The following is an 18,343-nucleotide window of genomic DNA, read 5'->3' as shown; positions in this document are numbered from 1 at the left end:
GTTCAAGGCCGAAGCCTACATCCTGACCAAGGAAGAGGGCGGCCGCCACACCCCGTTCTTCACCAACTACCGTCCGCAGTTCTACTTCCGCACCACCGACGTGACCGGTGTGGTGCACCTGCCGGAAGGCACCGAGATGGTGATGCCGGGCGACAACATCGCGATGGAAGTGCACCTGATCGTGCCGATCGCGATGGAAGAAAAGCTGCGCTTCGCCATCCGCGAAGGCGGCCGCACGGTGGGCGCCGGCGTCGTCGCCGCGATCATCGAGTAAGCGGGGAATAGCGAATAGAGGGCGGCGGACGGATGTCCGTCCGCTGCTCACTACTCACCATTCGCGACACGAAAGAAAGAATACGGCAATGAACGGCCAGAATATTCGCATTCGCCTCAAGGCGTTCGACCATCGGATTCTCGATACGTCGACCCGTGAGATCGTCAACACCGCGAAGCGAACCGGTGCGCAGGTGCGTGGGCCGATCCCGCTGCCGACCCGGATCGAGAAGTTCACCGTCAACCGTTCGCCGCACGTCGACAAGAAGAGCCGCGAGCAGTTCGAGATGCGCACTCACAAGCGCCTGCTCGACATCGTCGACCCGACCCCGCAGACCGTCGATGCTCTGATGAAGCTCGACCTGGCCGCCGGCGTCGACGTCGAAATCAAGCTCTGAGATTGTAACGTCCGGTTATCGAACGGACAGAAAGAACAGGAAGCACGCCGATGCGCTCCGGAGTGATCGCACAGAAGGTCGGGATGACGCGGGTCTTTACAGAGGCCGGCGAGCATATCCCTGTGACCGTGCTGAAGCTTGGCAATTGCCAGGTGTTGGGCCACCGCACCACTGAGAAGAATGGCTACGTGGCGCTGCAAGTCGGTTCCGGCTCGCGCAAGACCGTGTATATGCCGAAGGCCGAGCGCGGCCAGTTCGCCGCCGCCAAGGTCGAGCCGAAGCGTAAGGTCGAGGAGTTCCGCGTTTCCGAGGATTCGCTGCTCCCGGTCGGCGCCGAGATCCAGGCCGATCACTTCGTCGTCGGCCAGTTCGTCGACGTCACCGGCACTTCGACCGGTAAGGGCTTCGCCGGCGGTATGAAGCGCTGGAACTTCGGCGGTCTGCGCGCCACCCACGGCGTGTCGGTGTCGCACCGCTCGATCGGTTCGACCGGTGGTCGTCAGGACCCCGGCAAGACCTTCAAGAACAAGAAGATGCCGGGCCATATGGGCGTCGATCGCGTCACCACGCTCAACCTGCGGGTGGTGCAGACCGATGTCGAGCGCGGGCTGATCCTGGTCGAGGGCGCTGTGCCCGGCACCAAGGGTGGCTGGATCCGCGTGCGTGACGCGGTGAAGAAGGCGCTGCCGGCGGATGCGCCGAAGCCGGGCAAGTTCCGGCTCGCCAATGGCGATGCGGCCGCGGAAGCGCCGGCCGCCGAGCAGGAAGGTGCGTGAGATGGAACTGAAAGTCACCACCCTCGAGGGTAAGGAAGCCGGTTCGGTCCAGCTCTCCGACGAGATCTTCGGTCTGGAGCCGCGCACCGACATCATTCAGCGTTGTGTGATCTGGCAGCTCGCGAAGCGGCAGGCCGGCACCCACAAGGCGAAGGGCCGCGCCGAAGTCTGGCGCACCGGCAAGAAGATGTACAAGCAGAAGGGCACCGGCGGTGCTCGTCACGGTTCGCAGCGGGTTCCGCAGTTCCGTGGCGGCGGTCGCGCCTTCGGCCCGGTGGTGCGTTCGCACGCCATCGACCTGCCGAAGAAGGTGCGTATCCTGGCGCTGCGTCATGCTCTGTCGGCGAAGGCCAAGGGCGGCGGTCTGATCGTGCTCGACAAGGCCGAGCTCGAAGCCGCCAAGACCAAGACGCTGGTCGGTCACTTCTCGGGCCTCGGCCTCGAGAGCGCGCTGATCATCGACGGTGCCGAGGTGAACAACGGTTTCGCCGCGGCGGCCCGCAACATCCCGAACATCGACGTGCTGCCGGTTCAGGGCATCAACGTCTATGACATTCTGCGCCGCAAGAAGCTGGTGCTGACCAAGGCGGCGGTCGATGCGTTGGAGGCGCGCTTCAAATGAAATCCATCGATCCGCGCCATTACGACGTGATCGTTGCGCCGGTCGTGACTGAAAAGTCCACGATGGCGTCCGAACACAACAAGGTCGTGTTCAAGGTGCAGGGCGGCGCGACCAAGCCGCAAATCAAAGAAGCCGTCGAAAAGCTGTTCGACGTCAAGGTGAAGAGCGTGAACACGCTGGTGCGCAAGGGCAAGACCAAGGCCTTCCGCGGCACCTTCGGCACGCAGTCGGACGTCAAGCGTGCGGTCGTGACCTTGGAAGAGGGCCACCGCATCGACGTCACCACCGGACTGTGAGGCGGGACCGACCATGGCATTGAAGACCTTTAATCCCACGACGCCGGGCCAGCGCCAGCTGGTGATGGTTGATCGTTCGGCGCTGTACAAGGGCAAGCCGGTCAAGCGGCTGACCGAAGGCAAGAACTCGAACGGCGGTCGTAACAACACCGGCCGCATCACCGTTCGGTTCCGCGGTGGCGGTCACAAGCAGACCTACCGCATCGTCGATTTCAAGCGCACCAAGGTCGACGTTCCGGCCAAGGTCGAGCGTCTGGAATACGATCCGAACCGCACCGCCTTCATCGCGCTGATCAAGTACGAAGACGGTGAGCAGGCCTACATCCTGGCGCCGCAGCGTCTGGCGGTCGGTGACACCGTGATTGCGGGCGCCTATGTCGACGTGAAGCCGGGCAACGTCATGCCGCTGGGCAACATGCCGATCGGCACCATCGTGCACAACGTCGAGCTGAAGATCGGCAAGGGCGGCCAGCTGGCGCGTTCGGCCGGTACCTATGCTCAGATCGTCGGTCGCGACCACGACTACGTGATCCTGCGCATGAACTCGGGCGAACAGCGCCTGGTTCACGGCCGCTGCATCGCGGCGATCGGTGCGGTGTCCAACCCGGACCACATGAACATCTCGATCGGCAAGGCCGGTCGTAAGCGCTGGCTCGGCCGTCGCCCGCATAACCGCGGCGTCGTCATGAACCCGATCGACCACCCGCACGGCGGCGGTGAAGGCCGCACCTCGGGCGGCCGTCACCCGGTCACCCCGTGGGGCAAGCCGACCAAGGGTAAGAAGACCCGTTCGAACAAGTCGACCGACAAGTTCATCCTCATCAGCCGCCACAAGCGGAAGAAGAAGTAAGGAAGCCGGACATGGTTCGCTCAGTCTGGAAGGGCCCGTTCGTCGAGGCCTCGCTGCTGAAGAAGGCCGATGCCGCGCGTGCGTCGGGCCGTCACGACGTAATCAAGATCTGGAGCCGTCGCTCGACCATCCTGCCGCAGTTCGTCGGCCTGACCTTCGGCGTCTACAACGGCCAGAAGCACGTCCCGGTGTCGGTGAACGAGGAAATGGTGGGTCACAAGTTCGGCGAGTTCTCGCCGACCCGCACTTTCCACGGCCACGCCGGCGACAAGAAGTCGAAGAAGGGTTGAGGACGAGACGATGAGCAAACCCAAGCGCGAACGTAGCCTGCCTGATAACGAGGCGAAGGCTGTCGCCAGGATGCTTCGCGTCTCTCCGCAGAAGCTCAACCTGGTCGCCCAACTGATCCGCGGCCGCAAGGCGTCGGCGGCTCTCGCCGAACTCGCGTTTTCGCGCAAGCGGATCGCAGTCGATGTTAAGAAGTGCCTCGAATCGGCTATCGCCAACGCCGAGAACAATCACGACCTCGACGTCGATGCGCTGGTCGTCTCCGAGGCCCACGTCGGCAAGGGCATCGTGATGAAGCGTTTCACCCCGCGCGGCCGTGGTCGCTCGGGCCGTATTTTCAAACCCTTCGCGCAGCTGACGATCGTCGTTCGTCAGGTCGAAGAAGCAAGCGCTTAAGCGAAGGCGCGGGAGACTTTCGATGGGTCAAAAGATCAATCCGATCGGGCTGCGGCTGGGTATCAACCGGACGTGGGATTCCCGTTGGTTCGCCGGCAAGAACGAGTACGGCAAGCTGCTGCACGAGGACGTCAAGATCCGCGAGATCCTGCACAAGGAACTGAAGCAGGCGGCGGTCGCGCGTATCGTGATCGAGCGCCCGCACAAGAAGTGCCGCGTGACGATCCACTCGGCGCGTCCCGGCGTGGTGATCGGCAAGAAGGGCGCCGACATCGACAAGCTGCGTAAGAAGGTTGCCGACATCACCTCTTCGGACGTGGTGATCAACATCGTCGAAATCCGCAAGCCCGAGCTCGACGCGACCCTGGTCGCCGAGTCGATCGCGCAGCAGCTCGAGCGCCGCGTTGCGTTCCGCCGCGCGATGAAGCGGGCGGTGCAGTCGGCGATGCGTCTCGGCGCCGAAGGCATCCGGATCAACTGCTCGGGCCGCCTCGGCGGCGCCGAAATCGCCCGTATGGAGTGGTACCGCGAAGGCCGCGTGCCGCTGCACACCCTGCGCGCCGACATCGACTACGGCGTTGCGACCGCGTTCACGACCTTCGGCACCTGCGGCGTCAAGGTCTGGATCTTCAAGGGTGAGATCCTCGAGCACGATCCGATGGCCCAGGACAAGCGCATGGCCGAAGGCGATGGTGGCGGTTCGTCCCGTCCGCGCCGCGACGCCGCCTGATCGCGCAGAATTCGAATTGAGGGCGTAAAGCCATGATGCAACCAAAGAGAACCAAGTTCCGTAAGGCGCACAAGGGCCGCATTCACGGCGTTGCGTCCTCGGGCGCGACCCTGGCTTTCGGCCAGTTCGGCCTGAAGGCGATGGAGCCGGAGCGGATCACCGCGCGTCAGATCGAAGCCGCCCGTCGTGCGCTGACCCGTCACATGAAGCGTGCCGGCCGCGTCTGGATCCGCGTGTTCCCCGATCTTCCGGTGTCGAAGAAGCCGGCCGAAGTCCGCATGGGCTCCGGCAAGGGTTCGCCGGAATTGTGGGTCGCGCGCGTCAAGCCGGGCCGGGTGATGTTCGAGATCGACGGCGTCAACCAGCAGATCGCTCGGGAGGCGCTGACCCTGGCCGCCGCCAAGCTGCCGATCAAGACGCGCTTCGTCGCGCGTATCGCGGAGTAATCCTCATGGCTGAGATGAAGACTGCCGACATCCGTGCGATGAGCGAAGACCAGATGGACGACGCGATTCTGTCGCTCAAGAAGGAACGCTTCAACCTGCGCTTCCAGCGCGCCACCGGTCAGCTCGAGAACACCTCTCGGCTGCGCGAGGCTCGCCGCGACATCGCTCGCATCAAGACCATCGCCGCGCAGAAGCGCGCCGGCAAGACGAAGTAAGGACCTTTAGACATGCCGAAGAGGACCCTGCAGGGCGTGGTCGTCAGCGACAAGCAAGAAAAGACGATCGTGGTGCGCGTCGACCGCCGCTTCACTCACCCGATCTACAAGAAGACCATCCGGCGCTCGAAGAACTACCACGCGCACGACGAGAACAACCAGTTCAAGCCGGGCGACATGGTGTGGATCGAAGAGAGCAAGCCGATCTCCAAGTTGAAGCGCTGGACCGTCGTCCGGGGCGAACCGAAGAAGACCGCCTAAGCGCGCATTTGCGCATCAGTTTAGCGCGCGAATAGCGCAGCAGAGAGAGGACGAGGTGCATCAATGATTCAGATGCAGACCAACCTCGACGTGGCCGACAATTCAGGCGCACGCCGTGTCATGTGCATCAAGGTGATTGGGGGATCCAAGCGCCGGTATGCGACCGTGGGTGACGTCATTGTGGTCTCGATCAAGGAAGCGATTCCGCGGGGCAAGGTGAAGAAGGGCGACGTGATGAAGGCCGTGGTGGTCCGTGTCCGCAAGGACATCCGCCGCGCCGACGGCTCCGTCATCCGTTTCGACCGCAACGCCGCCGTTCTGATCAACAATCAGTCCGAGCCGATCGGCACCCGTATCTTTGGGCCGGTGCCGCGCGAGCTGCGTGCGAAGAACCACATGAAGATCATTTCGCTGGCGCCGGAGGTGCTGTGATGGCCGCCAAGATCCGTAAGGGTGACAAGGTGATCGTGCTGAGCGGTCGCGACAAGGGCCGCACCGGCGAGGTGTTTGAAGTCCGTCCGGACGCCGGCAAGGCGCTGGTTCGCGGCATCAACGTGGTCAAGCGTCACCAGAAGCAGACCCAGACCCAGGAAGGCGGCATCATCTCGAAAGAGGCGCCGATCGACCTGTCGAACATCGCGATCGTCGGCAAGGACGGCAAGCCGACCCGCGTCGGATTCAAGATTCTCGCGGACGGCAAGAAGGTCCGCGTTGCCAAGCGTTCGGGAGCAGAGATCGATGGCTGAGACCGCTTACGTTCCGCGGCTGCGCACGGAATACGACCGCCACATCCGCACCCAGCTGACTGAGAAGTTCGGCTACGCCAACGTCATGCAGGTTCCGAAGCTCGACAAGGTCGTGCTGAACATGGGCGTGGGCGAGGCGGTGAACGACCGCAAGAAGGCCGAGCAGGCGGCAGCGGATCTGTCGCTGATCGCCGGTCAGAAGGCCGTCATCACCTATTCGCGCGTCGCGATTTCGACCTTCAAGCTGCGCGAAAACCAGCCGATCGGCTGCAAGGTGACGCTGCGCCAGGCGCGGATGTACGAGTTCATCGACCGCCTGATCACGGTCGCGCTGCCGCGCGTCCGCGACTTCCGCGGGCTGAACCCGAAGAGCTTCGACGGCCGCGGCAACTATTCGCTCGGCATCAAGGAGCACATCATTTTCCCCGAAATCGACTTCGACAAGACCGGCGAGTCGTGGGGCATGGACATCACGGTGTGCACCACCGCGCGGACCGACGACGAGGCGCGTGCGCTACTCACCGCTTTCAATTTCCCGTTCCGGCAGTGAGACGCTGAAAAGCCTCTCAAACGCGGAAACCCAGGAGCCTGATATGGCAAAGAAGAGTGCGATCGAGAAGAACAACCGCCGGAAGAAGATGACCAAGAACGCTGCGCCGAAGCGCGCGCGTCTGAAGGCCATCATCGCCGACAAGTCGAAGCCGATGGAAGAGCGCTTCGCGGCCACGCTGAAGCTCGCCGAGATGCCGCGCAACTCGTCGGCGACTCGCATCCGTAACCGCTGCGACCTCACCGGCCGTCCGCGTTCGGTCTATCGTCTCAACAAGCTCAGCCGTATCGCGATCCGCGATCTCGGTTCGCGCGGCCTGGTTCCGGGCCTCGTGAAGTCGAGCTGGTAAGGGGAGGGTCGTCAGATGTCTACGCACGATCCGATCAGCGATCTCATCACCCGCATCCGCAACGCGCAGATGCGGTCCAAGTCCAAGGTTTCGACCCCGGGCTCCAAGATGCGCGCCAACGTTCTCGATGTGCTGAAGTCCGAGGGCTACATCCGCGGCTACGCCACCGTCGAGCATCCGTCGGGCCGCAGCGAGCTCGAGATCGAGCTGAAGTATTTCGACGGCGAGCCGGTGATCCGCGAAATCGAGCGCGTGTCGCGCCCGGGCCGTCGGGTCTACGCCTCGGTGAAGAACTTGCCGCGCGTCAACAACGGCCTCGGCATCTCGGTGCTGTCGACCCCGAAGGGGATCATGGCCGATCACGACGCCCGCGACGCCAATGTCGGCGGCGAGGTTCTGTTCACGGTGTTCTAATCGAAAGCGCGAACGGCCGGACGGTCCGGCCCGGGCGCGCGAAAGAGCGGAAATTGGCGCATCGTCCCGGGCGGGAATTCGCCGGATGATGCAGGGTTAAGAAGGATCGACCATGTCACGCGTTGGCAAGAAGCCCGTCACGGTCCCGTCTGGGGTGACGGCGACCGTCGAGGGACAGACCGTCAAGATGAAGGGGCCGAAGGGCCAGCTTCAGTTCGTCGTGCACGACGACGTCGACGTGAAGTTCGAGGACGGTGCGGTCAGGGTGGCGCCGCGGCACGAGACCAATCGTGCCCGTGCGCTGTACGGGACGGCTCGCGCTCAGATCGCGAATCTGGTGGAAGGCGTCACCAAGGGCTTCGAGAAGAAGCTCGAGATCACCGGCGTCGGCTATCGCGCGGCGATGCAGGGCAAGAAGCTGCAGCTCGCGCTCGGCTACAGCCACGACGTGCTGTACGACATCCCGGAAGGCATCACCATCACGGTGCCGAAGCCGACCGAGATCAACGTCGCCGGCATCGACTCTCAGAAGGTCGGTCAGGTCGCCGCCGAGATCCGCGACTACCGTCCGCCGGAGCCGTATAAGGGTAAGGGCGTGCGTTACGCCGACGAATTCATCTTCCGCAAGGAAGGCAAGAAGAAGTAACGGAGCCGGTCATGTCGAAGATGAAGGTTACGAATGCCCGGCGCACCAACCGGGTCCGGACTGCGCTGCGGCGCACCGCCAACGGCCGTCCGCGGCTGTCGGTGTTCCGCTCGTCCAAGCACATCTATGCCCAGGTGATCGACGACGCCAAGGGCGAGACGCTCGCTTCGGCCTCGTCGCTGGAGAAGACGATGCGCGAGGCCGGCAACACCGGCGCGAACATCGACGCCGCCAAGGCCGTCGGCAAGCTGGTTGCCGAGCGTGCGGTGGAGAAGGGCGTCAAGGAAGTCGTGTTCGACCGCGGCGGCTATCTGTATCACGGGCGCGTCAAGGCCCTGGCAGATGCGGCCCGCGAGAGCGGCCTGAGCTTCTAAATTTCGGTTTGAACGGATACCAGGATCGGGGCGCGAGCCTCGCAAGGATTGGAACACACCATGGCAGCTGAACGCGAACGCGGCGGACGCGAACGGAGCAGGGAGCGCGAGGAGCGCGACAGCGAGTTCGTCGACAAGCTCGTCCACATCAACCGTGTGGCGAAGGTGGTGAAGGGCGGCAAGCGCTTCGGCTTCGCTGCGCTGGTCGTGGTCGGCGATCAGAAGGGCCGGGTCGGCTTTGGCCACGGCAAGGCGCGCGAAGTGCCGGAAGCGATCCGCAAGGCCACCGAGTCGGCGAAGCGCAACCTGACCCGCGTCGCGCTGCGCGAGGGCCGCACCCTGCATCACGACATCGCGGGCCGTCACGGCGCTGGCCGCGTCTATCTCCGCGCCGCCCCGGCCGGTACCGGCATCATCGCCGGCGGTCCGATGCGTGCGGTGTTCGAGACCCTCGGCATCGCCGACGTGGTCGCGAAGTCGGTCGGTTCGTCGAACCCCTACAACATGGTTCGCGCCACCTTCGACGCGCTGAAGCACCTCGACTCGCCGCGTTCGGTTGCCGCGCGCCGCAACATCAAGGTTTCCACTCTGCAGGCCCGCCGCGTCGGCGGCGATGCCGAAGTGGTGGCCGAATAACAGCGTGATCGAGGGCGATCACGCGGTCTTCTGACAAGACGCGATCGGAGTGAACGAGATGGCCAAGGCCGCAAACATGATCAAGGTCGAGCAGATCGGCAGCCCGATTCGGCGCCATCACTCGCAGCGCGAGACGCTGATCGGCCTGAAGCTGAACAAGATCGGCCGCGTCGCCGAACTGCAGGACACCCCTGAAGTTCGCGGCATGATCGGCAAGGTGCAACACCTCGTCCGCGTCGTCGACGAGAAGTAAGGAGACAGGGCGATGAAGCTCAGCGAGATCGCCGACAACGTCGGTTCGCGCAAGAAGCGCATGCGGATCGGCCGCGGCATCGGTTCGGGCAAGGGCAAGACCGGCGGCCGTGGCGGCAAGGGCCAGACCGCGCGTTCGGGCGTGCGCATCAAGGGCTTCGAAGGCGGTCAGATGCCGCTGCATCGTCGCCTGCCGAAGCGTGGCTTCAACAACATCTTCGCGCTCGAGTTCGCCGAAGTGAATCTCGACCGCCTCCAGGAGGCCGTCGATGCCAAGGCGATCGACGCCGGCAAGGTGGTCGATGCCGCGGCGCTGGTCGAGGCGGGCGTTCTGCGCCGCGCCAAGGACGGCGTTCGTCTGCTCGGCCGCGGTGAGCTCACCGCGAAGCTGAACATCGAAGTGCACGGTGCGACCAAGTCGGCGATCGCCGCGGTCGAAAAGGCCGGCGGTTCGGTGAAGATCCTCGCCCCGAAGGCGGAAGAAGGCGAGGCGGCGTAATATCCCTGTCAGCGCCCGCTGTTAAAGCGGGCGCCCGGCTTCGCCGGTACGGTGGATTTTTCGACACGCGCGCACCAAATTGAGGCCCGGCGCCGACCCGACCGCCGCATCCGGCGGCGGATCGGGACGAGCAGCGCGGGAGAAAGCCGGATATGGTCTCAGCAGCTGAACAACTAGCGGCAAACCTCAACTTTTCGGCGCTTGGTAAAGCCGAAGAGCTGAAGAAGCGGATCTGGTTCACGCTCGGCGCGCTGCTGGTGTACCGCTTCGGCACCTACATCCCGCTGCCGGGAATCGATCCGAACGTGTGGGAGCAGGTGTTCCGCCAGCAGGCTGGCGGCATCCTCGGCATGTTCAACATGTTCGCCGGCGGCGGCATCCACCGCATGGCGATCTTCGCGCTCAACATCATGCCGTACATCTCGGCATCGATCATCGTGCAGCTGCTGACCACCGTGTCGCCGCAGCTCGAAGCGCTGAAGAAGGAAGGCGAGAGCGGCCGTAAGACGCTCAATCAATATACCCGCTACCTCACCGTGATCCTGGCGCTGTTTCAGTCCTACGGCATCGCCGTCGGCCTCGAAGGCGCGGGTAATGTGGTGTCTGACCCGGGCATGTTCTTCCGGCTGTCGACCACGATCACGCTGACCGGCGGCACCATGTTCCTGATGTGGCTGGGTGAGCAGATCACCTCGCGCGGCATCGGCAACGGCATTTCGCTGATCATTCTTGCCGGTATCGTCGCCGAGCTGCCTTCGGCGCTCGCCAATATGCTCGAGCTCGGCCGTCAGGGCGCGCTGTCGACCGGCCTGATCCTGGTCGTGCTGGTGATGGCCGTCGTCGTGATCGCCTTCATCGTGTTCATGGAGCGGGCGCAGCGACGGCTGCTGATCCAGTATCCGAAGCGCCAGGTCGGCAATAAGATGTTCGAGGGCCAGTCCTCGCATCTGCCGCTGAAGCTCAACACCTCGGGCGTGATTCCGCCGATCTTCGCGTCGTCGCTGCTGCTGCTGCCGACCACGATCGCGAACTTCAACGCCGGCAGCGGGCCGGAGTGGTTCCAGTGGATCGTGACCCAGTTCGGTCACGGCCGGCCGCTGTTCCTGCTGTTCTACATCGGCATGATCGTGTTCTTCGCGTTCTTCTACACCGCGATCGTGTTCAACCCGACCGAGACCGCGGACAATCTGAAGAAGCACGGCGGCTTCATCCCGGGCATCCGGCCGGGCGAGCGCACCGCCGAGTACATCGACTACGTGCTGTCGCGCATCACCGTGGTCGGTGCGATCTACCTGGCGATCGTCTGCTTGATCCCGGAGATCATGATTTCCTACGCCTCGGTCCCGTTCTATTTCGGCGGAACTTCGCTTCTGATCGTCGTCAGCGTGACGATGGATACGGTGGCGCAGGTGCAAGGCTATCTGCTGGCTCACCAGTATGAAGGCCTGATCAAGAAGTCGAAGTTGCGGGGGCGCAAGAAATGAGACTGATCCTCCTCGGACCGCCAGGCGCGGGCAAGGGCACGCAGGCGGGCCGACTGGTCGAGCGGCACGGCATCGTGCAGCTCTCCACCGGCGACATGCTGCGCGCCGCGGTCGCGGCCGGCACGCCGATCGGCCTCAAGGCCAAGGACATCATGGCGGCCGGCGGTCTGGTGCCGGACGAGGTGGTGATCGGGATCATCTCCGACCGAATCGATCAGGACGACGCCGCGCAGGGTTTCATCCTCGACGGCTTCCCGCGCACCGTGCCGCAGGCCGAGGCGCTCGACCGTCTGCTCAAGGACAAGGGCTTCGATCTCGACGCCGTGGTCGAGCTCAGGGTCAATGAGGGCGCGCTGCTCGACCGGGTCGAGACCCGCGTCGCCGAGATGCGCGCCCGCGGCGAGGAGCCGCGCCCCGACGACAACGCCGAAGCGCTGGCCAAGCGTCTGTCCGCCTACCGGGCGCAGACCGAGCCGCTGGTCGACTACTACTCCGAGAAGCGCAAGCTGCTGACCGTCGACGGCATGATGACGATCGACGAAGTCACCCGCGAGATCGGCCGAGTGCTCGAGGCTGTCCGTGCTGCGGATGCCAAGAAGGGGATCAAGGCCTCCCGCGCCAAGCGCACGGTCAAGACCGGCGCCAAAAAGGCTGCGACCAAGGCCAAGGGGGCCAAGGCTGCAACCAAGGCCAAGGCCCCGAAGAAGGCCGTGGCGAAGCCCGCCGCCAAGTCGGGCGCGAAGGCCGATTCGGCCAAGAAGGCTTCAGCCAAGAAGTCTGCGGCCAAACAGACGGTTGGCAAGAAGGCTTCAGGCAAGTCCGCCGTTGCCAAGAAGGCCGCCGGCAAGCCGGCCGCTTCCAAGGCAGGCAAGGCTGCGGTCGGCAAGACCGCGAAGGCCGGTCTGAAGAAGGCGGCCAAAGCTGTTGCAAAGGCTGGCAAAAAGGCCGCCAAAGCAGTCGTGAAGGCCGCCAAGGGTGCGGCCAAATCGGCAGCCGGTAAGAAGGCGGCTGGCAAGAAGGCGACCCAAAAGGCCGCCGCGACCTCGAAGGCCAAGGCGGTTGCCAAGGCCCCGGCGCGCGGCAACAAGAAGGCCAAAAAGGTCACGAAGAAGCGAGCTTGAATTGGGATTCGGTTGACGAAGCGAAACTGAATCCTTTAATAAGGCCCGATATCCCGTCGGATAGGTTTCAGACGATGCCGGGCCCCAAAACTGAGCGAGGGGTCGGCGTCGTGTTCGCGTTTGTGAACGCCGCCCGAGAGAGCAAGGAATTGACCGGCTTAGGCCGGTGACAGGAGAGAAGTCTGTGGCCCGTATAGCCGGCGTGAATATCCCGACCAACAAGCGCGTCCTGATCGCGCTTCAGTACATCCATGGCATCGGTCAGAAGAACGCGGCCGACATCCTGGAGAAGGTGAAGATCCCGCTCGATCGTCGCGTCAATCAGCTCAGCGACGCCGAGGTGCTGCAGATCCGCGAAGTGATCGACCGCGACTATCTGGTCGAGGGTGACCTTCGCCGTGAGACCGGCATGAACATCAAGCGTCTGATGGACCTCGGCTGCTATCGCGGCCTGCGTCATCGTCGCGGCCTGCCGGTGCGCGGTCAGCGCACCCACACCAACGCCCGCACCCGCAAGGGTCCGGCGAAGGCGATCGCGGGCAAGAAGAAGTAAGTTTGCGAGTTGCGAATGGCGAATGGCGAGTAGGGGACTTCCCCTATTCGCCACTCGTTGTTCGCCATTCGCCGTTTCGGTGGAGCCGCTGGCGTTACGGCGGCGTTGAGATCACGTAGAAAGGTAGACTATGGCCAAGGACGCCACCCGCATTCGCCGTCGCGAGCGCAAGAACATCGCCTCCGGCATCGCGCATGTGAATTCGTCGTTCAACAACACGACCATCACCATCACCGACGCGCAGGGCAATGCGATTGCCTGGTCCTCGGCCGGCACGATGGGTTTCAAGGGCTCGCGCAAGTCGACCCCGTACGCTGCGCAGGTCGCGGCCGAGGACGTCGCCAAGAAGGCGCAGGAGCACGGCATGCGCACCCTCGAAGTCGAGGTGGCGGGCCCCGGTTCGGGCCGTGAGTCGGCGCTGCGCGCGCTGCAGGCGGCGGGTTTTACGGTGACCTCGATCCGCGACGTCACCACCATCCCGCACAACGGTTGCCGTCCGCGTAAGCGTCGTCGCGTCTGAGTTTTGTTCGCCGGCGGTGTTCACCCCGCCGGCGATTCCATTCGTTGTTTCCCGCGGATTGATCCGCAGTTTCCAATGCTAGCAGCGATGCGCCGGGGCCCCGGCTCGATCGCCTGGCCAGGAAGGTGACACAGTGACGATCCAGAAAAATTGGCAGGAATTGATTCGGCCGAACAAGCTCCAGGTCACCCCCGGGAGCGATGCCACCCGGTTCGCGACGCTGGTCGCCGAACCGCTCGAGCGCGGCTTCGGCCAGACGCTCGGCAACGCGCTGCGTCGCGTGCTGCTGTCGTCGCTGCAGGGCGCGGCGGTGCAGTCGGTCCACATCGACGGCGTGCTGCACGAGTTCTCCTCGATCGCCGGCGTGCGCGAAGACGTCACCGACATCGTGCTGAACATCAAGGACATCTCGCTGAAGATGCAGGGCGAAGGCCCGAAGCGGATGGTCGTGAAGAAGCAGGGTCCGGGCGTCGTCACCGCTGGTGACATCCAGACCGTCGGCGACATCGTCGTGCTGAACCCCGACCTGCAGCTCTGCACGCTGGACGACGGCGCCGAGATCCGCATGGAGTTCACCGTCAACACCGGCAAGGGCTACGTCGCCGCCGAGCGCAACCGTCCCGAGGACGCGCCGATCGGCCTGATCCCGGTCGACAGCCTGTACTCGCCGGTCCGCAAGGTGTCGTACAAGGTCGAGAACACCCGCGAGGGCCAGATCCTCGACTACGACAAGCTCACCATGACGGTCGAGACCAACGGCGCGATCTCGCCGGAAGACGCGGTGGCGTTCGCCGCCCGCATCCTGCAGGATCAGCTCAACGTCTTCGTCAACTTCGAAGAGCCGCGCAAGGAAGTCACTCAGGAGATCATTCCGGATCTCGCCTTCAACCCGGCCTTCCTCAAGAAGGTGGACGAGCTCGAGCTGTCGGTGCGTTCGGCGAACTGCCTGAAGAACGACAACATCGTCTACATCGGCGACCTGGTGCAGAAGTCGGAAGCGGAAATGCTCCGCACCCCGAACTTCGGCCGCAAGTCGCTGAACGAGATCAAGGAAGTGCTGGCGCAGATGGGCCTGCATCTCGGCATGGAAGTGCCGGGCTGGCCGCCGGAGAACATCGACGAGCTCGCCAAGCGCTTCGAAGATCACTACTAAGCAACTCGGCCTCATGGTTCGCCATGAGGCCTCTTCCTCGGCCTGCAGGAGCGGCGCTGCCGCTCTCGAAGGGTGAGGCTCCACCAGGGCGAACGCAGGTAGCCCGCCTGCAACTCCGACGAACCGTCGGGTATCATCGAGTGAAGGACTGACAACATGAAGCACGGCAAGGTTCATCGGAAGCTCAACCGCACGGCCGAACACCGCAAGGCGATGTTCGCCAACATGTGCGCCGCTCTGATCAAGCACGAGCAGATCGTCACCACGCTGCCGAAGGCCAAGGAGCTGCGGCCGATCGTCGAGAAGCTGGTCACCCTCGGCAAGAAGGGCGGCCTCGACAAGCGCCGCCAGGCGATCGCCGAAATGCGCGACATCGAGCAGGTCAAGAAGCTGTTCGACGTGCTGGCGCCGCGCTACGCGGACCGCAACGGCGGCTACACCCGCATCATCAAGGCCGGCTTCCGCTACGGCGACAATGCCGCGATGGCGGTGATCGAATTCGTCGACCGCGACGAAGACGCCAAGGGCAAGGATTCGGGCCCGACGCAGGACAGCGGCGAAGCCGAAGCGGCGTAAGCGGCTTCCTTCCAGTCTGAGTTTTCAAAAGGCGGTGCCGCAAGGCGCCGCCTTTTTCGTTGCGGCATAAGCGACGTCCTCTCGTTCGTCATTCCGGGGCGCGAGCGCAGCTCGCGAGCCCGGAATCCATACTCCCAGCCTTGCGTTCGCGCTCGATGCGGCAACGCTGAGAGATACGGATGCTCAGTGGTTATGGATTCCGGGCTCGCGCGCCGCGCGCCCCGGAATGACAAACGGAAGGTTGATCAGCTCGGTCTTGCATGACGATTGCAACGGCGTGATCGTTACTTAGCTGCGTGCATAGCAACGCAACAGGAGCACTCCATGCACATCGATCTTTCCGGCAAGACCGCGCTCGTCACCGGCTCGACCGCCGGTATCGGCCACGCCATCGCCAAGGGCCTCGCGGCGACCGGCGCTAACGTGGTGATCAACGGCCGCGGCCAGGCCAAGGTCGATGCGGCGGTCGCCGCGGTTTCCAAGGTCGCCAAGGGCGGCAAGATCACCGGCGTTGCGGCCGATGTCTCGACCGCGGACGGCTGCGCCAAACTGGTCGCCGCCCAGCCCGACGTCGATATCCTGATCAACAACACCGGCATCTTCGAGCCGAAGCCGTTCTTCGATATCCCGGACGAAGACTGGCAGCGCTTCTTCGACGTCAACGTGATGAGCGGCGTGCGGCTGTCGCGCGCCTATATGCCCGCGATGCTGAAACGCAACTGGGGCCGCATCGTCTTCATCGCCTCGGAGTCTGCACTGATGATTCCAAAGGAGATGATCCACTACGGCATGACCAAGACCGCGCAGCTTTCGGTCTCGCGCGGCCTCGCCGAACTCACCCGCGGCACCGCGGTGACGGTGAATGCGGTGATGCCTGGGCCGACGATGAGCGAAGGCGTGCAGACCTTCGTGGCCGATCTTGCCAAGCAGAATGGCCAGTCGGAGAGCGAAGCCGCCGCAAACTTCATCAAGCAGCATCGCCCCGGCTCACTGATCCAGCGCTTCGCTACCGTCGAAGAGATCGCCAACATGGTGGTCTATGTCAGCTCGAAGGAAGCCGCCGCCACCAACGGCGCCGCACTGCGGGCCGAAGGCGGCCTGCTGCAGACGATCGCGTAGTTGGTTCTCGAGTCACTGCCCGCGGCAGCCCTCACCCCAACCCTCTCCCGCAAGCGGGAGAGGGAGCTCGCCGCATTCGGAGCGGATGAAATGATCCCGTCACAATTTCCGAACTAACAGCAATCCTACGCCGCGTTCATCCGCAGCCCCGCCACGTCGGCAGCGTGCTCCCTCTCCCGCTTGCGGGAGAGGGGTGGGGTGAGGGCGACGCGGGCACGGCGCTCGTTGAAGAGCGCCTAACCCCACCCCTCCAGCACGATCTTCCCGATCGACGTGCCGCTCTCCAGCAGGGCATGCGCGCGTTTCAGGTTGGCGGCGGTGATGGTGCCGAAGGTTTGCTGATGAGTCGTCCGCAGCACGCCGGTGTCGATCAGGCCGGCGACCTCGTCGAGCAAATCGTGCTGCGCGATCATGTCGGCGGTCTGGTACGAGGAGCGGGCGAACATCGCTTCCCAATGCAGCGACGCCGATTTCGGCTTCAGCAGCATCGGGTTCAGTGCCGCCGGATCGTCGATCAGGCCGATCTTGCCCTGCGGCGCCAGGATATCGATCAGGCTTGCGAAGTGCCCTTCGGTGCCGGTGAGGCTGGCGATCAGCGCGACCGGCGGCAGCTTCAGCGCGTCGACCTGCGGCTTCATCGGCTTGGAGTGATCGATCACCGCGTGGGCGCCAAGGTCGAGGCACCATGCCTGCGTTTCGGGCCGCGATGCCGTGGCGATGATGGTCAGTCCGGTGAGGCGGCGCGCGAGCTGGATCAGGATCGAGCCGACGCCGCCGGCGCCGCCGACGATCAGCAGCGTGCGCGGATCGAACGCCTTGCTCGGCACCACGCCGAGCCGGTCGAACAGCAATTCCCAAGCGGTGATCGAGGTCAGCGGCAGCGCCGCGGCCTCGGCAAAGCCCAGCGTCTTCGGCTTGCGGCCGACGATGCGCTCGTCGACCAGATGCAGTTCGGCATTGGTGCCCGGCCGCTGGATCGAGCCGGCGTAAAACACCTCGTCGCCCGGCCGGAACAGCGTCACCTCGGCGCCGACCGCTTCGACCACGCCGGCTGCGTCGTAGCCGAGGATCTTGTGTTCGCCGGCGGGCGGGGCGGCGCGCTTGCGCACCTTGAAGTCGACCGGATTGACCGAGATCGCCTTCACCGCCACCCGCAGGTCGCGTGGACCCGGCTCGGGCGTGGGCAGCTCAAGATCGAGCAGCGCGTCCGGATCTTCGATCGGGAGGCTCTTGGTGTAGCCGACAGCTTTCATGGTGGGCTCCGTGCAGGGACGTTTGTCGCTGTGCAAGGTCGCCTTCACTGGCGTTTATTGCAAGTACTGTCGTTTCGGGGATATAGTCACCGATCGGATACTATTGGGCCACTCCGCATGAAACGTCGCAACTTTGCCTGTGCGCCGGGCTGCTCGGTCGAGGTGACGCTCGACCTGATCGACGGCAAGTGGAAGGGCGTCATCCTGTACCATCTGCAGGACGGCCGGCTGCGGTTCGGGGAGCTGCGCCGGCGGATGCCGGGCATCACCCAGCGGATGCTGACCAAGCAGCTGCGCGCTCTGGAAGACGACGACCTGATCACCCGCGAGGTGTTCGCCGAGGTGCCGCCGCGGGTGGAATACGCGCTGTCGGAAACCGGCGAGCGGCTGCGCCCGGTGATCGACGCGCTCAAGCGCTGGGGCGAGGAACACCGTGCCCGCCAGCAGCAGCTCGCGCCGCGCGCCGCCGAGCCGCCGTCCGAAACCGCCGAGGCTCAGCCGGCGTGAGCGCCGGCCGCTTTTCCTTCTCCTGGCTGGGCCGGCGGAC

30 protein-coding genes and 1 pseudogene are annotated in these 18,343 nt (G+C 64.3%); 30 read left to right on the top strand and 1 reads right to left on the bottom strand.

Features of this window, described 5'->3' with window-relative positions; all coding sequences use genetic code 11:
• The 29 genes and pseudogenes from tuf to VRZ08_RS12695 form a co-directional block, all read left to right on the top strand.
• Positions 1-274, top strand: a pseudogene (gene tuf, locus VRZ08_RS12835) (elongation factor Tu); the annotation flags it as partial.
• A gap of 88 nt (positions 275-362) precedes the next feature.
• Complete coding sequence (gene rpsJ, locus VRZ08_RS12830; RefSeq protein ID WP_002712302.1) at positions 363-671, top strand: 30S ribosomal protein S10; 309 nt, start codon at positions 363-365, stop codon at positions 669-671.
• Between the two features lie 50 nt (positions 672-721).
• The gene (rplC, locus tag VRZ08_RS12825; protein WP_107345078.1) at positions 722-1,447 is read left to right on the top strand and encodes a 50S ribosomal protein L3; all 726 of its coding nucleotides are present in this window, start codon (positions 722-724) and stop codon (positions 1,445-1,447) included.
• Position 1,448: 1 nt separating this feature from the next.
• Positions 1,449-2,069 carry a 50S ribosomal protein L4 gene (gene rplD, locus VRZ08_RS12820; protein WP_107346648.1) on the top strand — a complete coding sequence of 207 codons (621 nt, stop codon included), beginning with the start codon at positions 1,449-1,451 and terminating at the stop codon, positions 2,067-2,069.
• The gene (locus VRZ08_RS12815) at positions 2,066-2,365 is read left to right on the top strand and encodes a 50S ribosomal protein L23 (RefSeq protein WP_011158793.1); all 300 of its coding nucleotides are present in this window, start codon (positions 2,066-2,068) and stop codon (positions 2,363-2,365) included. Before rplD ends, VRZ08_RS12815 begins: the two co-directional genes overlap by 4 nt.
• Before the next feature lie 13 nt (positions 2,366-2,378).
• Complete coding sequence (gene rplB / locus VRZ08_RS12810) at positions 2,379-3,215, top strand: 50S ribosomal protein L2 (protein ID WP_107345077.1); 837 nt, start codon at positions 2,379-2,381, stop codon at positions 3,213-3,215.
• Positions 3,216-3,226: 11 nt separating this feature from the next.
• The gene (gene rpsS / locus VRZ08_RS12805) at positions 3,227-3,505 is read left to right on the top strand and encodes a 30S ribosomal protein S19 (RefSeq protein WP_011158791.1); all 279 of its coding nucleotides are present in this window, start codon (positions 3,227-3,229) and stop codon (positions 3,503-3,505) included.
• A 10-nt stretch (positions 3,506-3,515) separates the two neighbouring features.
• Positions 3,516-3,899: a 50S ribosomal protein L22 gene (gene rplV, locus VRZ08_RS12800; RefSeq protein WP_414532760.1), complete on the top strand. Its 384-nt coding sequence runs from the start codon at positions 3,516-3,518 to the stop codon at positions 3,897-3,899.
• A gap of 22 nt (positions 3,900-3,921) precedes the next feature.
• Positions 3,922-4,629 (top strand): 30S ribosomal protein S3, encoded by a 708-nt coding sequence (gene rpsC, locus VRZ08_RS12795; RefSeq protein WP_011158789.1) that lies wholly within the window; start codon positions 3,922-3,924, stop codon positions 4,627-4,629.
• Between the two features lie 32 nt (positions 4,630-4,661).
• The gene (rplP, locus tag VRZ08_RS12790) at positions 4,662-5,075 is read left to right on the top strand and encodes a 50S ribosomal protein L16 (protein WP_011158788.1); all 414 of its coding nucleotides are present in this window, start codon (positions 4,662-4,664) and stop codon (positions 5,073-5,075) included.
• A gap of 5 nt (positions 5,076-5,080) precedes the next feature.
• A complete protein-coding gene (gene rpmC / locus VRZ08_RS12785; protein ID WP_011158787.1) occupies positions 5,081-5,290 on the top strand; it encodes a 50S ribosomal protein L29 in 210 nt (69 codons plus the stop codon).
• A 12-nt stretch (positions 5,291-5,302) separates the two neighbouring features.
• Complete coding sequence (gene rpsQ, locus VRZ08_RS12780; RefSeq protein ID WP_013501923.1) at positions 5,303-5,551, top strand: 30S ribosomal protein S17; 249 nt, start codon at positions 5,303-5,305, stop codon at positions 5,549-5,551.
• A 63-nt stretch (positions 5,552-5,614) separates the two neighbouring features.
• Entirely contained in the window at positions 5,615-5,983 is a 369-nt protein-coding gene (gene rplN, locus VRZ08_RS12775) for a 50S ribosomal protein L14 (RefSeq protein ID WP_011158785.1), read from the top strand.
• Positions 5,983-6,297, top strand: a complete 315-nt coding sequence (gene rplX, locus VRZ08_RS12770) for a 50S ribosomal protein L24 (protein ID WP_011158784.1) — start codon at positions 5,983-5,985, stop codon at positions 6,295-6,297. The genes rplN and rplX overlap by 1 nt, the downstream gene beginning before the upstream one ends.
• Complete coding sequence (gene rplE, locus VRZ08_RS12765; RefSeq protein WP_011158783.1) at positions 6,290-6,847, top strand: 50S ribosomal protein L5; 558 nt, start codon at positions 6,290-6,292, stop codon at positions 6,845-6,847. Before rplX ends, rplE begins: the two co-directional genes overlap by 8 nt.
• Positions 6,848-6,890: 43 nt before the next feature.
• Positions 6,891-7,196, top strand: a complete 306-nt coding sequence (gene rpsN, locus VRZ08_RS12760) for a 30S ribosomal protein S14 (RefSeq protein WP_012496648.1) — start codon at positions 6,891-6,893, stop codon at positions 7,194-7,196.
• A 15-nt stretch (positions 7,197-7,211) separates the two neighbouring features.
• Positions 7,212-7,610 (top strand): 30S ribosomal protein S8, encoded by a 399-nt coding sequence (gene rpsH, locus VRZ08_RS12755; RefSeq protein WP_107345076.1) that lies wholly within the window; start codon positions 7,212-7,214, stop codon positions 7,608-7,610.
• Positions 7,611-7,722: 112 nt separating this feature from the next.
• Complete coding sequence (gene rplF, locus VRZ08_RS12750; protein WP_414532759.1) at positions 7,723-8,256, top strand: 50S ribosomal protein L6; 534 nt, start codon at positions 7,723-7,725, stop codon at positions 8,254-8,256.
• Between the two features lie 11 nt (positions 8,257-8,267).
• Positions 8,268-8,630, top strand: coding sequence for a 50S ribosomal protein L18 (gene rplR, locus VRZ08_RS12745; protein WP_107345074.1), 363 nt, complete (start codon positions 8,268-8,270; stop codon positions 8,628-8,630).
• A 60-nt stretch (positions 8,631-8,690) separates the two neighbouring features.
• Positions 8,691-9,266 (top strand): 30S ribosomal protein S5, encoded by a 576-nt coding sequence (rpsE, locus tag VRZ08_RS12740; protein WP_011158778.1) that lies wholly within the window; start codon positions 8,691-8,693, stop codon positions 9,264-9,266.
• Between the two features lie 58 nt (positions 9,267-9,324).
• On the top strand, positions 9,325-9,519 hold the full coding sequence (rpmD, locus tag VRZ08_RS12735) for a 50S ribosomal protein L30 (RefSeq protein WP_011158777.1): 195 nt from the start codon (positions 9,325-9,327) through the stop codon (positions 9,517-9,519).
• 12 nt (positions 9,520-9,531) lie between these two features.
• Positions 9,532-10,017 (top strand): 50S ribosomal protein L15, encoded by a 486-nt coding sequence (gene rplO / locus VRZ08_RS12730; protein WP_107345073.1) that lies wholly within the window; start codon positions 9,532-9,534, stop codon positions 10,015-10,017.
• 152 nt (positions 10,018-10,169) lie between these two features.
• Positions 10,170-11,501 (top strand): preprotein translocase subunit SecY, encoded by a 1,332-nt coding sequence (secY, locus tag VRZ08_RS12725; protein ID WP_107345072.1) that lies wholly within the window; start codon positions 10,170-10,172, stop codon positions 11,499-11,501.
• Positions 11,498-12,622, top strand: a complete 1,125-nt coding sequence (locus VRZ08_RS12720) for an adenylate kinase (RefSeq protein WP_414532758.1) — start codon at positions 11,498-11,500, stop codon at positions 12,620-12,622. Before secY ends, VRZ08_RS12720 begins: the two co-directional genes overlap by 4 nt.
• A 184-nt stretch (positions 12,623-12,806) precedes the next feature.
• Positions 12,807-13,175, top strand: coding sequence for a 30S ribosomal protein S13 (gene rpsM / locus VRZ08_RS12715; protein WP_011158773.1), 369 nt, complete (start codon positions 12,807-12,809; stop codon positions 13,173-13,175).
• Positions 13,176-13,305: 130 nt separating this feature from the next.
• Positions 13,306-13,695, top strand: coding sequence for a 30S ribosomal protein S11 (gene rpsK / locus VRZ08_RS12710; protein WP_011158772.1), 390 nt, complete (start codon positions 13,306-13,308; stop codon positions 13,693-13,695).
• 133 nt (positions 13,696-13,828) lie between these two features.
• Positions 13,829-14,848 (top strand): DNA-directed RNA polymerase subunit alpha, encoded by a 1,020-nt coding sequence (locus VRZ08_RS12705; RefSeq protein WP_107345070.1) that lies wholly within the window; start codon positions 13,829-13,831, stop codon positions 14,846-14,848.
• Positions 14,849-15,004: 156 nt separating this feature from the next.
• The gene (gene rplQ, locus VRZ08_RS12700; RefSeq protein ID WP_264052660.1) at positions 15,005-15,424 is read left to right on the top strand and encodes a 50S ribosomal protein L17; all 420 of its coding nucleotides are present in this window, start codon (positions 15,005-15,007) and stop codon (positions 15,422-15,424) included.
• Between the two features lie 324 nt (positions 15,425-15,748).
• On the top strand, positions 15,749-16,543 hold the full coding sequence (locus tag VRZ08_RS12695; RefSeq protein ID WP_414532757.1) for an SDR family NAD(P)-dependent oxidoreductase: 795 nt from the start codon (positions 15,749-15,751) through the stop codon (positions 16,541-16,543).
• Positions 16,544-16,779: 236 nt separating this feature from the next.
• Here VRZ08_RS12695 and VRZ08_RS12690 read toward each other — a convergent pair whose 3' ends face one another.
• The gene (locus VRZ08_RS12690) at positions 16,780-17,796 is read right to left on the bottom strand and encodes a zinc-binding alcohol dehydrogenase family protein (protein ID WP_414532756.1); all 1,017 of its coding nucleotides are present in this window, start codon (positions 17,794-17,796) and stop codon (positions 16,780-16,782) included.
• 117 nt (positions 17,797-17,913) lie between these two features.
• On the opposite strand from VRZ08_RS12690, the gene VRZ08_RS12685 reads away from it, so the two are divergent.
• A complete protein-coding gene (locus VRZ08_RS12685; protein WP_012496643.1) occupies positions 17,914-18,303 on the top strand; it encodes a winged helix-turn-helix transcriptional regulator in 390 nt (129 codons plus the stop codon).
• The last annotated feature ends 40 nt before the right edge of the window (positions 18,304-18,343 follow it).

It is taken from the genome of Rhodopseudomonas sp. G2_2311 (genome assembly GCF_047501505.1).
Classification (GTDB): Bacteria; Pseudomonadota; Alphaproteobacteria; order Rhizobiales; family Xanthobacteraceae; genus Rhodopseudomonas; species Rhodopseudomonas palustris_H.
The sequence above is the reverse complement of the archived record's forward strand: the minus strand, read 5'-3'. Positions and strand labels throughout refer to the sequence as shown.